This is a genomic window from Klebsiella sp. 141162 (genome assembly GCF_050600755.1).
GTDB classification, from domain to species: Bacteria; Pseudomonadota; Gammaproteobacteria; order Enterobacterales; family Enterobacteriaceae; genus Klebsiella; species Klebsiella aerogenes.
In genome coordinates this window covers 106,500-120,977 of record NZ_JAQIRI010000007.1, presented here as the reverse complement: position 1 = coordinate 120,977, position 14,478 = coordinate 106,500, and the positions used below count along the sequence as shown (strand labels likewise).

At 55.7% G+C, this 14,478-nt stretch carries 14 protein-coding genes; 8 read left to right on the top strand and 6 right to left on the bottom strand.

Features of this window, described 5'->3' with window-relative positions; translation table 11 throughout:
* The first annotated feature begins 1 nt into the window (after position 1).
* The 7 genes from ftsQ (at position 2) to mutT (ending at position 8,365) form a co-directional block, all read left to right on the top strand.
* Complete coding sequence (ftsQ, locus tag PGR23_RS18515) at positions 2-835, top strand: cell division protein FtsQ (RefSeq protein ID WP_015368242.1); 834 nt, start codon at positions 2-4, stop codon at positions 833-835.
* Positions 832-2,094, top strand: a complete 1,263-nt coding sequence (gene ftsA, locus PGR23_RS18510) for a cell division protein FtsA (RefSeq protein ID WP_002888625.1) — start codon at positions 832-834, stop codon at positions 2,092-2,094. The genes ftsQ and ftsA overlap by 4 nt, the downstream gene beginning before the upstream one ends.
* A gap of 62 nt (positions 2,095-2,156) precedes the next feature.
* Entirely contained in the window at positions 2,157-3,308 is a 1,152-nt protein-coding gene (gene ftsZ / locus PGR23_RS18505; RefSeq protein WP_004857884.1) for a cell division protein FtsZ, read from the top strand.
* A 100-nt stretch (positions 3,309-3,408) separates the two neighbouring features.
* Positions 3,409-4,326: a UDP-3-O-acyl-N-acetylglucosamine deacetylase gene (gene lpxC / locus PGR23_RS18500; RefSeq protein WP_015368241.1), complete on the top strand. Its 918-nt coding sequence runs from the start codon at positions 3,409-3,411 to the stop codon at positions 4,324-4,326.
* Between the two features lie 322 nt (positions 4,327-4,648).
* Positions 4,649-5,146 (top strand): secA translation cis-regulator SecM, encoded by a 498-nt coding sequence (secM, locus tag PGR23_RS18495; protein ID WP_396279918.1) that lies wholly within the window; start codon positions 4,649-4,651, stop codon positions 5,144-5,146.
* A 60-nt stretch (positions 5,147-5,206) separates the two neighbouring features.
* Positions 5,207-7,912: a preprotein translocase subunit SecA gene (gene secA / locus PGR23_RS18490; RefSeq protein WP_032709883.1), complete on the top strand. Its 2,706-nt coding sequence runs from the start codon at positions 5,207-5,209 to the stop codon at positions 7,910-7,912.
* Between the two features lie 60 nt (positions 7,913-7,972).
* On the top strand, positions 7,973-8,365 hold the full coding sequence (mutT, locus tag PGR23_RS18485) for an 8-oxo-dGTP diphosphatase MutT (RefSeq protein ID WP_032709884.1): 393 nt from the start codon (positions 7,973-7,975) through the stop codon (positions 8,363-8,365).
* A gap of 67 nt (positions 8,366-8,432) precedes the next feature.
* On the opposite strand, the gene yacG is transcribed toward mutT, so the two are convergent.
* Genes yacG through coaE form a run of 3 tightly spaced genes read right to left on the bottom strand, consistent with a single transcriptional unit; the run spans position 8,433 to position 10,000 of the window.
* Positions 8,433-8,627 carry a DNA gyrase inhibitor YacG gene (gene yacG, locus PGR23_RS18480; protein WP_015368237.1) on the bottom strand — a complete coding sequence of 65 codons (195 nt, stop codon included), beginning with the start codon at positions 8,625-8,627 and terminating at the stop codon, positions 8,433-8,435.
* A gap of 9 nt (positions 8,628-8,636) precedes the next feature.
* A complete protein-coding gene (zapD, locus tag PGR23_RS18475) occupies positions 8,637-9,380 on the bottom strand; it encodes a cell division protein ZapD (RefSeq protein WP_032709885.1) in 744 nt (247 codons plus the stop codon).
* The gene (coaE, locus tag PGR23_RS18470) at positions 9,380-10,000 is read right to left on the bottom strand and encodes a dephospho-CoA kinase (protein WP_047078139.1); all 621 of its coding nucleotides are present in this window, start codon (positions 9,998-10,000) and stop codon (positions 9,380-9,382) included. Before coaE ends, zapD begins: the two co-directional genes overlap by 1 nt.
* Before the next feature lie 337 nt (positions 10,001-10,337).
* Here coaE and PGR23_RS18465 point away from each other — a divergent pair, with 337 nt between their 5' ends.
* The gene (locus PGR23_RS18465) at positions 10,338-11,381 is read left to right on the top strand and encodes a GMP reductase (protein ID WP_047042678.1); all 1,044 of its coding nucleotides are present in this window, start codon (positions 10,338-10,340) and stop codon (positions 11,379-11,381) included.
* Positions 11,382-11,411: 30 nt separating this feature from the next.
* Here PGR23_RS18465 and hofC read toward each other — a convergent pair whose 3' ends face one another.
* From hofC to ppdD, 3 genes are read right to left on the bottom strand one after another with little or no spacing between them, the layout of a single operon-like run.
* On the bottom strand, positions 11,412-12,617 hold the full coding sequence (hofC, locus tag PGR23_RS18460; protein WP_047078138.1) for a protein transport protein HofC: 1,206 nt from the start codon (positions 12,615-12,617) through the stop codon (positions 11,412-11,414).
* Positions 12,607-13,992: a type II secretion system protein GspE gene (gene gspE, locus PGR23_RS18455; RefSeq protein WP_396279917.1), complete on the bottom strand. Its 1,386-nt coding sequence runs from the start codon at positions 13,990-13,992 to the stop codon at positions 12,607-12,609. Before gspE ends, hofC begins: the two co-directional genes overlap by 11 nt.
* Positions 13,993-14,002: 10 nt before the next feature.
* The gene (ppdD, locus tag PGR23_RS18450; RefSeq protein ID WP_020079603.1) at positions 14,003-14,434 is read right to left on the bottom strand and encodes a prepilin peptidase-dependent pilin; all 432 of its coding nucleotides are present in this window, start codon (positions 14,432-14,434) and stop codon (positions 14,003-14,005) included.
* Positions 14,435-14,478: the final 44 nt, after the last annotated feature.

Genomic DNA, 14,478 nt, shown 5'->3' with positions numbered 1-14,478 from the left:
TATGTCGCAGGCGGCGCTGAATACGCGGAACCAGGAAGAAGAGTCGATTGCTTCTTCGCGTCGGAATAATGGAACCCGGCTGGCAGGTATCGTTTTCCTGCTGGCGGTGTTGTGTACCGTGTTGGTCAGCGGATGGATGGTTCTTGGATGGATGGAAGATGCGCAGCGTCTGCCGTTGTCGAAAATGGTCGTCACCGGCGAACGTCACTACACGCGTAACGATGATATCCGTCAGGCTATTCTGGCGTTGGGCTCGCCGGGCACTTTTATGACTCAGGACGTCAATATCATCCAGAGTCAAATTGAGCGCCTGCCGTGGATTAAACAGGCGAGCGTAAGAAAACAATGGCCCGATGAATTGAAGATTCATCTGGTTGAATATGTGCCGATTGCGCGCTGGAATGATCAACATATGGTAGACGTCGAAGGAAATTCTTTCAGCGTGCCGGCGGATCGTACCAGCAAACAGAACTTACCGATGTTATACGGCCCTGAAGGCAGCGAAAATGAAGTGCTGCAGGGATACCGCGACATGGGGCAGGTGCTGGCAAAGAATAAGTTCACGTTGAAAGTGGCGGCAATGACCGCGCGTCGCTCCTGGCAGTTGACGCTTAATAACGATATTAAGCTCAACCTTGGCCGCGGCGACACCATGAAACGGCTTCAGCGCTTTATGGAACTCTACCCGGTTCTTCAGCAGCAGGCACAGACCGACGGCAAACGGATAAGCTACGTTGATTTGCGCTATGACTCGGGTGCGGCGGTAGGTTGGGTACCTGCTCCCGTAGAGGAAAATAATCAACAACAGAATCAGGCACAGGCAGAACAACGATGATCAAGGCGACGGACAGAAAACTGGTAGTTGGACTGGAGATTGGCACCGCGAAGGTTGCCGCTTTAGTAGGGGAAGTTCTGCCCGACGGTATGATTAATATCATTGGCGTGGGCAGTTGCCCATCGCGCGGCATGGATAAAGGCGGGGTGAATGACCTCGAGTCGGTAGTGAAATGCGTACAGCGCGCTATCGACCAGGCTGAACTGATGGCCGATTGCCAGATCTCATCAGTGTATCTGGCGCTTTCAGGTAAGCATATTAGCTGTCAAAATGAGATTGGCATGGTGCCTATCTCCGAAGAAGAGGTGACGCAGGATGACGTGGAAAACGTCGTTCATACTGCGAAATCGGTACGCGTACGCGACGAGCATCGCGTACTGCACGTCATCCCGCAGGAATACGCCATCGACTACCAGGAAGGTATTAAAAACCCGGTAGGGTTATCCGGCGTGCGTATGCAGGCGAAGGTACATCTGATTACCTGCCATAACGATATGGCGAAAAACATTGTTAAAGCGGTTGAACGTTGTGGTCTGAAAGTTGACCAACTTATTTTCGCCGGTTTAGCGGCCAGTTATTCCGTATTAACGGAAGACGAACGTGAGCTGGGTGTCTGCGTAGTAGACATCGGCGGTGGTACAATGGATATCGCCGTGTATACCGGCGGCGCGCTGCGTCACACCAAAGTGATCCCTTACGCGGGCAACGTGGTGACCAGCGACATCGCCTATGCCTTCGGTACGCCGCCGAGCGACGCCGAAGCCATCAAGGTTCGTCACGGTTGCGCATTAGGTTCAATCGTCGGTAAAGACGAAAACGTGGAAGTACCGAGCGTGGGCGGACGTCCGCCGCGTAGCCTGCAGCGTCAGACGCTGGCAGAGGTGATTGAACCGCGTTATACCGAACTGCTCAATCTGGTTAATGAAGAAATCCTGCAGCTGCAGGAACAGCTCCGTCAGCAAGGGGTCAAACACCATCTGGCGGCGGGGATTGTTTTAACCGGCGGCGCCGCGCAAATCGAAGGCCTGGCGGCCTGCGCGCAGCGCGTGTTCCATACGCAGGTACGCATTGGCGCGCCGCTGAACATTACCGGTTTAACGGATTACGCTCAGGAGCCGTATTATTCGACGGCGGTTGGGCTGCTGCACTACGGAAAAGAGTCACATCTCAGTGGTGAAGCAGAAGTCGAAAAACGCGTGACGGCGTCAGTGGGCTCGTGGATTAAGCGACTCAACAGCTGGCTGCGAAAAGAGTTTTAATTTTTTAAGAGAACGCAGACAATTAGCGTTCTCAGGCGACAGGCACAAGACGGAGAGAAACTATGTTTGAACCTATGGAACTGACCAACGACGCGGTGATTAAAGTCATCGGCGTCGGTGGCGGCGGCGGTAATGCCGTTGAACACATGGTGCGCGAGCGCATTGAGGGTGTTGAATTCTTCGCGGTGAACACCGATGCGCAGGCGCTGCGTAAAACGGCTGTTGGCCAGACTATCCAGATCGGTAGCGGTATTACCAAAGGTCTGGGTGCAGGCGCGAACCCGGAAGTTGGCCGCAATGCGGCTGACGAAGACCGTGAAGCGCTGCGCGCTGCGCTTGATGGCGCGGACATGGTGTTTATCGCGGCGGGTATGGGCGGCGGTACCGGTACCGGTGCGGCGCCAGTGGTCGCGGAAGTGGCGAAGGATCTGGGTATCCTGACCGTTGCGGTCGTCACTAAGCCATTTAATTTCGAAGGCAAGAAGCGCATGGCGTTTGCTGAGCAGGGGATCACCGAGCTGTCCAAGCACGTTGACTCACTGATCACCATCCCGAACGACAAGCTGCTGAAAGTACTGGGTCGCGGTATCTCTCTGCTTGACGCTTTCGGCGCGGCGAACGACGTACTGAAAGGCGCGGTGCAGGGTATTGCCGAACTGATTACCCGTCCGGGTCTGATGAACGTCGACTTCGCGGACGTTCGTACCGTGATGTCGGAAATGGGCTACGCAATGATGGGCTCCGGCGTGGCGAGCGGTGAAGACCGTGCGGAAGAAGCGGCTGAAATGGCTATCTCTTCTCCGCTGCTGGAAGATATCGATCTGTCCGGCGCGCGTGGCGTACTGGTCAACATCACCGCTGGCTTCGACCTGCGTCTGGATGAGTTCGAGACCGTCGGTAACACTATCCGCGCCTTTGCTTCGGATAACGCGACCGTGGTTATCGGTACCTCCCTGGACCCGGATATGAACGATGAACTGCGTGTGACCGTTGTTGCCACCGGTATCGGTATGGACAAGCGTCCGGAAATTACCCTGGTGACCAACAAACAGGTACAGCAGCCGGTAATGGATCGCTACCAGCAGCACGGTATGGCTCCATTAACTCAAGAGCAGAAACCGGTCGCGAAAGTGGTGAACGACAATACGCCGCAAACCGCGAAAGAGCCGGATTATCTGGATATTCCAGCTTTCCTGCGTAAGCAAGCCGATTAAGAATTGGCTGGAAGTTGGGCATCTGCGCTCTTTGTGCTAAACTGCCCTGCCGAATGTATAGTACACTTCGGTTGGATAGGTAACTTGGCGAGATTATACGATGATCAAACAAAGGACTCTTAAACGTATTGTTCAGGCGACTGGTGTCGGTTTGCATACCGGCAAGAAAGTCACGCTGACTTTACGCCCTGCGCCGGCAAATACCGGGGTCATCTATCGTCGCACCGACTTGAATCCACCGGTTGATTTTCCGGCTGATGCCAAATCTGTGCGTGATACCATGCTCTGTACTTGCCTGGTGAACGAGCATGACGTGCGGATTTCTACAGTCGAGCACTTAAATGCCGCACTGGCTGGCCTGGGCATCGACAACATTATTGTTGAAGTCGATGCGCCGGAAATCCCGATTATGGACGGTAGCGCCGCTCCGTTCGTTTATCTGTTGCTGGATGCCGGCATCGATGAACTGAACAGCGCCAAGAAATTTGTGCGTATCAAAGAGACGGTTCGCGTTGAAGATGGCGACAAATGGGCTGAGTTTAAGCCGTACAATGGTTTTTCGTTGGACTTTACCATCGACTTTAACCATCCGGCGATTGACTCAAGCACCCAACGCTATGCGCTGAACTTCTCGGCCGATGCGTTCATGCGTCAGATTAGCCGTGCTCGTACTTTCGGTTTCATGCGTGATATCGAATATCTGCAGTCCCGTGGCCTGTGCCTGGGCGGCAGCTTCGATTGTGCCATCGTTGTTGACGATTATCGCGTACTGAACGAAGACGGTCTGCGCTTTGAAGATGAGTTTGTACGCCACAAAATGCTGGATGCGATCGGTGACCTGTTTATGTGTGGTCACAACATTATCGGCGCATTCACGGCGTTCAAATCCGGTCACGCGTTAAATAACAAACTGCTGCAGGCTGTTCTGGCAAAACAGGAAGCCTGGGAGTATGTGACCTTCGAAGACGACGCAAAACTGCCGCTGGCATTCCGCGCACCGTCAATGGTTCTGGCGTAAGCCTGACCATTCAGTAAATTCGACTGGTAACCTGGTACTCTCTCCGTCCAGGGAACCAGTCGTTTTTCTTTTTAGCCTCCCCAAACCGCTTTTCACTGCGTTTCGCTGGCAATAACCTGTGCGCGTTCGCTGCTTTATTAAGCGTTTTACCGCAGCATTAGCGTTCATTCCTGCTGTCTCGGCGCGGTATTAATGTTAGTATTTGGGCGCAAAATTTTTCTCTGGGTTGCTTTATCCTGTCGATTTCAGGCTGTACTGCGAAGACCGCCAATAAAATGGACCGCCTGAAAGGACGCAGGAATACCAACTAAAGGTAAAGAAAGTGAGTGGATTGCTGACGCGTTGGCGACAGTTTGGCAGACGGTATTTTTGGCCGCATCTCCTGTTGGGGATGGTCGCGGCTAGCCTCGGCCTGCCTGCGCTTAACAACAGCCACGAAACCACTACGCCGGCGAAAGCCACGGCCAGCAACCATAACCCGAATAAAGTTAACTTCTCCCAGCTGGCGCTGCTGGAGGCCAACCGTCGGCCGAATTTTACCGTCGATTACTGGCATCAGCATGCGATTCGCACCGTCATTCGCCATCTGTCGTTCGCGATGGCGCCGCAGGTTTTGCCGGTGGCGGAAGAATCGTCGCCGCTTCAGGCTCAGCATCTGGCCCTGCTCGATACGCTCAGCGCGCTGCTGACCCAGGACAGCAGACCGCCGGTGGTTATCCGCCAGGCAGCTTATATCCCTTCCTCTTATTCTGTCTTCCGCGTCAGCGCCTGGATAAGCCAGGTAGCGGGGATCCGCGCAGGGCCTCAACGTCTCAGCTGAAAATAAACACGGACCATCCTATTTTTTTACTCCGCACTGCGGGGCGTTTGAGATTTTATTATGCTAATTAAAATGTTAACTAAGGTGTTCGGTAGCCGTAACGACCGTACGCTGCGTCGTATGCGCAAAGTCGTCAATATCATCAACGGTATGGAACCGGCGATGGAAAAGCTCTCTGATGATGAGCTCAAAGCCAAAACCGGAGAATTCCGCGCGCGTCTGGAGAAAGGTGAAAGTCTGGAAAGCCTGATCCCGGAAGCTTTTGCCGTGGTGCGCGAAGCGAGTAAACGCGTCTTCGGTATGCGTCACTTCGACGTGCAGCTGCTGGGCGGTATGGTATTGAACGACCGCTGCATCGCGGAAATGCGTACTGGTGAAGGTAAAACCCTGACCGCGACCCTGCCGGCCTACCTTAACGCGCTGACCGGTAAAGGCGTTCACGTCGTTACCGTCAACGACTATCTGGCGCAGCGTGACGCCGAAAACAACCGTCCGCTGTTCGAATTCCTCGGTATGAGCGTGGGCATCAATATGTCCGGCCTGCCTGCGCCGGCGAAGCGTGAAGCCTACGCGGCCGACATCACCTACGGTACCAACAACGAATACGGCTTCGATTATCTGCGCGATAACATGGCGTTCAGTCCGGAAGAGCGCGTACAGCGTAAGCTGCACTATGCGCTGGTGGATGAGGTGGACTCCATCCTGATCGACGAAGCGCGTACCCCGCTTATCATTTCCGGCCCGGCTGAAGACAGCTCCGAAATGTATCGCAAGGTGAACAAAATTATTCCGCACCTGATCCGCCAGGAAAAGGAAGACTCCGACACCTTTACCGGTGAAGGCCACTTCTCCGTGGATGAGAAAGCTCGCCAGGTTAACCTGACCGAACGCGGTCTGGTACTGATCGAAGAGCTGCTGGTGCAGGAAGGCATCATGGAGGAAGGCGAATCGCTGTATTCTCCGACCAACATTATGCTGATGCACCATGTTACCGCCGCGCTGCGCGCCCACGCGCTGTTTACCCGCGACGTTGACTACATCGTGAAAGATGGCGAAGTCATCATCGTCGATGAACACACCGGCCGTACGATGCAGGGGCGTCGCTGGTCCGATGGCCTGCACCAGGCGGTAGAAGCCAAAGAAGGCGTGGAGATCCAGAACGAGAACCAGACTCTGGCATCCATCACCTTCCAGAACTACTTCCGTCTGTACGAGAAGCTGGCGGGGATGACCGGTACCGCGGATACCGAAGCCTTTGAATTCAGCTCCATCTATAAACTGGATACCGTTGTCGTCCCGACTAACCGTCCGATGATCCGTAAGGATATGGCGGATCTGGTCTATATGACCGAAGCGGAAAAAATTCAGGCGATTATCGAAGATATTAAAGATCGTACCGCCGCCGGTCAGCCGGTGCTGGTCGGTACTATCTCAATCGAAAAATCTGAAGTGGTTTCCCGCGAACTGACGAAAGCCGGCATCAAGCACAACGTCCTGAACGCCAAGTTCCACGCCAGCGAAGCGGATATCGTCGCCCAGGCGGGTTATCCGGCTGCGGTCACCATCGCTACCAACATGGCGGGGCGCGGTACCGATATTATGCTCGGCGGTAGCTGGCAGGCAGAAGTCGCCGCGCTGGAAAATCCAACGCCGGAGCAGATTGAAAAGATCAAAGCTGACTGGCAGGTGCGCCACGATGCGGTACTGGCCGCAGGCGGTCTGCACATCATTGGTACCGAGCGTCATGAATCCCGCCGTATCGATAACCAGCTGCGTGGCCGTGCTGGCCGTCAGGGTGATGCCGGTTCTTCCCGCTTCTACCTGTCGATGGAAGATGCCCTGATGCGTATCTTCGCCTCCGATCGCGTATCCGGCATGATGCGTAAACTGGGGATGAAGCCGGGCGAAGCTATCGAGCACCCGTGGGTGACCAAAGCGATTGCCAACGCTCAGCGTAAAGTGGAAAGCCGCAACTTCGATATCCGTAAACAGCTGCTGGAATATGATGACGTCGCCAACGATCAGCGTCGCGCTATTTACACCCAGCGTAACGAGCTGCTGGATATCTCCGACGTGAGCGAAACCATCAACAGCATCCGCGAAGATGTCTTCAAAGCCACTATCGATGCGCACATTCCGCCGCAGTCGCTGGAAGAGATGTGGGATATCGAAGGCCTGCAGGAACGTCTGAAAAACGACTTCGACCTTGATCTGCCAATCAAAGAGTGGCTGGATAAAGAGCCGGAGCTGCACGAAGAGACCCTGCGCGAACGTATTCTGCAGAGCGCGGTAGAAACCTACCAGCGTAAAGAAGAAGTGGTCGGCGCCGAAATGATGCGTCACTTCGAGAAAGGCGTCATGCTGCAAACGCTGGATTCCCTGTGGAAAGAGCACCTGGCGGCGATGGACTACCTGCGCCAGGGTATTCATCTGCGCGGCTATGCGCAGAAAGATCCGAAGCAGGAGTACAAGCGCGAATCCTTCTCAATGTTCGCAGCCATGCTCGAATCGCTGAAGTATGAAGTCATCAGCACCCTGAGCAAGGTACAGGTGCGGATGCCGGAAGAAGTCGAAGAGATGGAACAGCAACGTCGCGAAGAGGCAGAGCGTCTCGCGCAGATGCAGCAGCTGAGCCACCAGGATGACGATACTCTGGCTGCCGCTTCGCTGGCGGAACAGACCGGCGACCGTAAAGTTGGGCGTAACGATCCGTGCCCGTGCGGTTCCGGTAAAAAATATAAACAGTGCCACGGCCGTCTGAGCTAAGGGCTGATAAAAAGCAAACCAGGGCGCAGATTTCTGCGCCTTTTTTATGGAGCTGATTCAATGAAAAAACTGCAAATCGCCGTCGGGATAATTCGCAATCCGCAAGGCGAAATTTTTATTACCCAGCGTGCCGCAGACGCGCATATGGCTAATAAACTGGAATTCCCCGGCGGCAAAATAGAATCAGGTGAGACGCCGGAACAGGCGCTGGTACGTGAACTGCAGGAAGAGGTCGGGATTACGGTGACGACGTCCACGTTGTTCGACAAACTGGATTATCAGTTCCCTGACCGCCATATCACGCTATGGTTCTTCCTGGTGGAAAACTGGCAAGGCGAGCCGTGGGGCAAAGAAGGGCAACCGGGGCAGTGGATGGCTCAGCGGGCGCTGGATCCGCAGGCATTTCCGCCGGCGAACGAGCCGATTATCAATAAACTTATTACGCTTGCCTGAGCGCCGTGCAACCCGGCGCCGGCCTGAAATGCTAATCCGGATCGTCCCGGATTAGCGATAGGGAAGGTTACTGCTGCGGCTCGCTCCAGTCATCGCTATCAGACAAGTCTCCGGAACTGGGTATACGTTTCTCTTCCGCCGCCCACTCGCCAAGATCGATAAGCTGGCAACGCTTCGAGCAAAACGGGCGAAACGGGCTTTGTTCGCTCCAGACGACGTTTTTACCGCAGGTTGGGCAGTTAACGATAGTCTCTTCTGACATAGTATCTCCTTAGCAACAAGCCAGTTCAAAATCAAAGCGTTCCGGCACGATGCCATGCTCGCTGTCCAGCGGCAGGAAACGGATAGCGAAGCGGCTTTTATGGCCGGAAATTTGCGGATACAGCTGGCTTGCGAGATCCAGGCGCAGGCGCAGCAGATCGGCATCGTCGCCGTTATCCTGATAAAAGCCATTGAGGCTGGTTTGCTTACGGAAAGGCGCAGAGTTACGAATCAAATCAAGGATCAACTCCAGCGACTGCATCAGCGGCGTCAGGCTCGCTAACCATCTCGCCACCTGCTCATCACGATATTCCTGCGGCATATGCAGCCAGATATGTAGCGTTGGTAAATCAAAGCCGCAACAGCCGCCGGGGATGCTCAGACGCTGGCGCACCAGGCCAATCAGTCGATCTTCACGAAGAAACTGGCCAATGCGCGGAGCGGAAATCAAGGTGCTGCCGGACTGTTTAAGCTGCTGACGCAGAGCATCAATACGCTGCTGGTCGACACCGGGCACTTCGGCCCAGGTTTGTAATTTCCGCTGTTGTCGCTCCAGCTCTTTCAGCAGATCGGTACGCACTTCACCGCGTTCCAGCACATCCAGGAGATCGCCGGTATTGCGGAAAAAATGGAGGGCGTCCGCGTAGCTGGCGATGGTGGGGCGAGAAGAGAGCTGCTGAAATAAAAATTCAATGCGCAGCCAGGTGCGCATTTTCTCATTGAGCGGATGTTCGAAGAGAACAGGGGTATGCATTACGATTTTTCCTGTGAGGCGGCCTGCGATGCCAGCATTAAATACTTTTCGTGCAGGCGGGCGACGTGGGATGCGACGGCATCCGCGGAGCCCATGTTTTCAATAACATCATCCGCTGCGGCAAGACGCTGTTCGCGCGTCGCCTGGGCGGCAAGAATATGTTCAGCGTGTTCGCGACTGACCCCATCGCGGCGCATGGTGCGCTCGATTTGCGTCTCTTTCGGCACATCGACAACCAGCACGCGATCGGCTTTATCGGTCAGGCGGTTTTCGACCAGCAAGGGTACGACCCAGAGGAGATAAGGCGAGGTTGAGGCCTGCATCTGACGGCGCGTTTCTTGCTGAATCAGCGGATGCAGCAGCGCGTTAAGCCAGGCCTTGTCCTCGCTATGAGCAAAAATACGCTCGCGCAAGCGGCGGCGATTCAGGCAGCCATCGTCGTTGAGCATCTGTGGACCAAATCTTTCGGCGATGGCGAGCAGGGCAGGTGTACCGGGTTCTACAACCTGGCGCGCAATAATATCGGCGTCGATAACGGTTACGCCCAGGTGAGCAAATTCGTCGGCAACGGTACTTTTACCGCTACCGATGCCGCCTGTTAACGCTACCGTATACCCCATACACTTCAATCCCGATGTCACATTATTGTTCAAAACCCTGGCGATTCACCACGCCCGTCAGGCGCCGGGGATAGCTTAATCGAGATTTTGCTAAATCGAAAAAGTATCCATAATGTGAATCGTTACTTTCTTTATATATGAAAATCAATTGGTTAAAAATGATGCACTGGTAAGGAAAGCACACGAGCGTGTTTTTCGCTATTCACCAGGTAAATTTAAACGATTGTAGCGTAAAAAAAGTGAAAATCGCAGTCTTGCGCGGCTATGATTCGTGCGTATGATAGCGTCACTGGAGTTGTGCTCTCACATTAATGCAATTAACCCCAGGAATTCGCACATGCGTATTGAAGAAGATCTGAAGCTAGGTTTTAAAGACGTTCTTATCCGCCCGAAGCGCTCTACCCTCAAAAGCCGTTCTGATGTTCAGCTGGAACGTGAATTCACCTTTAAGCATTCAGGCCAGACCTGGTCCGGCGTACCGATTATCGCTGCTAACATGGATACCGTCGGCACCTTCAGCATGGCGAAAGCCCTGTCCGCTTTTGGCATTCTGACCGCCGTGCACAAGCACTACAGCGTTGAAGAATGGCAGGCGTTTGTGCAGAGCGAATCTGCAGAAGTGCTGCAGCATGTGATGGTTTCCACCGGCACCTCTGATGCGGACTTTGAAAAAACTCAGCAGATCCTGGCGCAGAATCCGCAACTGAACTTTGTGTGCATCGACGTGGCTAACGGCTACTCTGAGCACTTTGTTCAGTTCGTGGCGAAAGCCCGCGCCGCCTGGCCGCAAAAAACCATTATTGCCGGCAACGTAGTGACCGGTGAGATGTGTGAAGAACTGATTCTTTCCGGCGCTGATATCGTTAAAGTCGGCATCGGCCCTGGCTCCGTCTGTACTACCCGCGTGAAAACCGGCGTTGGCTACCCGCAGCTGTCTGCGGTGATTGAATGCGCCGATGCCGCGCACGGTCTCGGCGGCCAGATCATCAGCGATGGCGGCTGCACTATGCCGGGCGATGTCGCGAAAGCTTTTGGCGGCGGCGCCGATTTCGTGATGCTCGGCGGGATGCTGGCGGGCCACGAAGAGAGCGGCGGTACCGTGGTTGAAGAGAACGGCGAAAAATTCATGCTGTTTTACGGTATGAGCTCTGAATCGGCGATGACTCGCCACGTCGGCGGCGTCGCGAAGTACCGCGCGGCGGAAGGCAAAACCGTTAAGCTGCCGCTGCGCGGCCCGGTTGATAATACCGCGCGCGACATCCTCGGTGGCCTGCGTTCAGCATGCACCTATGTCGGCGCTTCCCGCCTGAAAGAGCTGACCAAACGCACAACCTTTATCCGCGTCCAGGAACAAGAGAACCGCGTGTTCAACAGCCTGTAATGACGATGGCTGGCGCTTTAGCGCCAGCCATTAACTTCCCATCCCCCCGAGCGCGTCTCCCAAATGAAAAATGGGGAGATACATTGCCACCACCAGCACGCCAACGATCGTTCCGGTCACCGCCAGCAGTAATGGCTCCAGCAGCGTCGCCAGATTATCCGCCTGTTGATGAGTTTGCTCGCTATGATGGCGCGCCAGGTTATCGAGCATCGTATCCAGCGCTCCCGATGCCTCGCCGGTACGAATGAGCTGCAGACACAGTAAGGTGAATCCGCCGCAATTCGTTAGCGCCTGCCAGATTGGTTGGCCGTGGATGATATCTGCGCGCGCCTGTGCAATCCGCTGCCGCCACAGCGGGCACCCCATGGTTTCCTCCACGCTCTCCAGCCCTTGTACAAAGCTGATGCCCGCGCTTTGGGTCAGTGAAAGAATGGTAAATATCTGGCTCAGCTGTTGGCCGTTGATTAGCCGACCGGCAATCGGAATCGCGTGTAGTAACTTTTGCCTTAACAGCAGCCAGCGTGGCCGATGCCGGGCCAGTCGGTTGAGAAATAGCGGAATAGCAAAAAGCGGCGGCAGCAACGGCCAGTAGCGGGCCAACGCATCGCCGATGTGAATGACCATTTGCGTCAGCAAGGGGAGCGGTGTATTGAAGGTCCGATAGATAGCGGTGAATTCCGGCAGCACGAAAAACAACATTGCCATGACCACCGCCAGCGCCAAAGTCAGAATCACCATTGGGTAGCGCAGCGCCTTCTTTACCTTTTTTGTCAGACGCTGCTGTTCCTGCTGCTGTAGCGCGAGCTGAAAGCAGCAGCGTTCCAGCTTACCGGTGAGCTCGCCGGTGCGGATCATCGCCAGATAGAGCGGCGGAAAGACCCGCGGCCATTGCGTCAGGGCGCTGGAGAGAGAAACACCCTGCGCCAGTTCCTGCGCCAGCATTCGCAGCAGCGCCTGCCACTGTTTGTACGGCTGTTGTTGGGCCAGCAGCTCCAGCCCTTCGGCCAACGGTAAGCCAGCCTGCAGCAGCGTGGCAAGCTGGCGGATAATCTCGCAGCTATAGCGCGGACGCCACAGTGAACCCTGTACCGTTTGGCGCCGCAGCGCCAGCAGCAGTATCCGCTGCTGTTCCAGTGATGCCAGCGCCTGTGCGCGCGTCTCTTGCCAGAGTGCCCCTTCGCACGGCATTCCTTGCTTATCCATCCCGCGCCACTGCCAAAGCTGCTTAGTCGCCATGTGGGATCCCCAGAACGCGCACGACTTCTTCCAGGCTGGTCAACCCGCGCTCCACCGCGTCACAGCCGCTTTCAAACAGCGTCATCATGCCAGCTTCGCGGGCCAGCGTTTCGATTTCCGCCGCGCTGAGATCGCGATTAATGGCCTCGCGTAGCGCGCTATCCACCGGCAGCAGTTCGAATAAGGCCAGGCGGCCGTAGTAACCGTGGTAGCACTGCGGACAGCCAACCGCCAGCCAGCCGGGCAATGGGCGTGGCCAAAGACTGTGCGGCACTTCGGTAGGGCGGCCGCCATCGCGCCGGCAGTGGGGACACAGTTTTCGCACCAGCCGCTGGGCGACCACCAGCGAAAGCGCTGAGGAGATCATCCAGCGCGCCACGCCCATTTGTTGCAGGCGAATCAGCGTTTCGCTGGTGGAGTTAGTATGTAATGTAGAGAGCACCAGATGCCCGGTTTGTGCGGCCTTAATGGCGATTTCCGCGGTCTCGGCATCGCGAATTTCTCCGACCATGACGATGTCCGGATCCTGACGCAGTAGCGCCCGCAGGACGCTCTGGAAGGTGAGGCCGGATCGCGGATTGATCTGCGTTTGGTTGAGACCGATTAGCGGGATCTCCAGCGGATCTTCCACGCTGCAGATATTAACCTCTTCGCGATTTCGCGCCTGCAGCGCGCTATACAGGGTGACGGTTTTGCCGCTACCTGTCGGCCCGGTAACCAGTAGCAACCCCTGCGGCTGGTTCAATGCGGCGCGGAAAAAAGCCAGCTGACGAGAGGAGAGCCCCAGAGCTTCCAGATCCAGCGCCTGTTCCACCTGGTGTAATAAACGCAGGACGATTTTCTCCCCGCCGCGGCAGGGGAGGGTTGCAATGCGAAAGGAGACCGTGCGCCCGGCCAGCGTCAGAGTGAACTGTCCATCCTGCGGGAGACGATGCTCGGCAATATCGAGGTTGCCCAGCACCTTAAGCCGTGCGGCTATTGGCGCAGCCAGCGCGGCCTCAAGTAACGGCAGGGCATGCAACACGCCATCGACACGTAGGCGTATCCGCAGCTGTTTTTCCGCCGGCTCAATATGAATATCAGAGGCACGCTGGCGCAGCGCCTGCTCCAGAATTTGATTCAGCAGATCGGTTACGCCCCGGGTGTTACCCGTGGCGGACTCTGATGCTGACTGTTGCGCCTCGTGCTGATGCTTATCCATTCGATCCTGGCTCCAGCATTCAATATCGATACGCTTTTGGGTAGCGAAGCGCAGCGCTTCCATCAGTTCTGGCGCCGGCGTATCCACGACGGCGATAACGATGGTCTGCTCATCGCTCTTCAACAAAATGGCGTGATGGCGCTGACAGAGTGAGAGTAGCTGTTCGCTTTTCATGGCTGTCACCTCAGTTAAAGCGGAAGACATCTTCGCAGGCCTGCTTTAGCGCGCTGTCATCGCCAATGGCGCAGACGCGCTGCCAGCCGGTGATGCCGTTGGCATTATCCCAGGAAGGGGTCAGGGTGACGGCCAGCCCGTTCAGACTCTCCTGGCCGGTCAGGGTGACCACGCCCTGGGCGACGCTCATCGCCGATACATAGCGGGTAGTCGACGGCGAGGGGATACCGTTGCTGCCGCCATCGCAGCTGGTTAGTCCACCGTGGTCCAACGCGCACAGTTCTATTGCCGTACGGTAGGGCACAAAGGTTTGCAGCATATCGGTGAGGGCGGCTTTGCGTAGGTAGTTCTGGTAGGCGGGGATGCCGATGGCGCTGAGGATGGCGATAATGCCGATAACCACCATTAATTCGATCAGGGTAAAACCACGTTGCTTATCCATAAGTCACTCCTTGTTGGTTGTGGGGTGACTTTGGCGCGATTACG

Bases quoted from the DNA above. Each gene is read 5' to 3' on its own strand.
- ftsA (WP_002888625.1), top strand. From the start codon at position 832: ATGATCAAGGCGACGGACAGAAAACTGGTAGTTGGACTGGAGATTGGC.
- gspE (WP_396279917.1), bottom strand. From the start codon at position 13,992: ATGAAAAGCGAACAGCTACTCTCACTCTGTCAGCGCCATCACGCCATT.
- zapD (WP_032709885.1), bottom strand. From the start codon at position 9,380: ATGCATACCCCTGTTCTCTTCGAACATCCGCTCAATGAGAAAATGCGC.
- secA (WP_032709883.1), top strand. From the start codon at position 5,207: ATGCTAATTAAAATGTTAACTAAGGTGTTCGGTAGCCGTAACGACCGT.
- ftsZ (WP_004857884.1), top strand. From the start codon at position 2,157: ATGTTTGAACCTATGGAACTGACCAACGACGCGGTGATTAAAGTCATC.
- yacG (WP_015368237.1), bottom strand. From the start codon at position 8,627: ATGTCAGAAGAGACTATCGTTAACTGCCCAACCTGCGGTAAAAACGTC.
- ppdD (WP_020079603.1), bottom strand. From the start codon at position 14,434: ATGGATAAGCAACGTGGTTTTACCCTGATCGAATTAATGGTGGTTATC.
- mutT (WP_032709884.1), top strand. From the start codon at position 7,973: ATGAAAAAACTGCAAATCGCCGTCGGGATAATTCGCAATCCGCAAGGC.
- lpxC (WP_015368241.1), top strand. From the start codon at position 3,409: ATGATCAAACAAAGGACTCTTAAACGTATTGTTCAGGCGACTGGTGTC.
- ftsQ (WP_015368242.1), top strand. From the start codon at position 2: ATGTCGCAGGCGGCGCTGAATACGCGGAACCAGGAAGAAGAGTCGATT.
- hofC (WP_047078138.1), bottom strand. From the start codon at position 12,617: ATGGCGACTAAGCAGCTTTGGCAGTGGCGCGGGATGGATAAGCAAGGA.
- PGR23_RS18465 (WP_047042678.1), top strand. From the start codon at position 10,338: ATGCGTATTGAAGAAGATCTGAAGCTAGGTTTTAAAGACGTTCTTATC.
- coaE (WP_047078139.1), bottom strand. From the start codon at position 10,000: ATGGGGTATACGGTAGCGTTAACAGGCGGCATCGGTAGCGGTAAAAGT.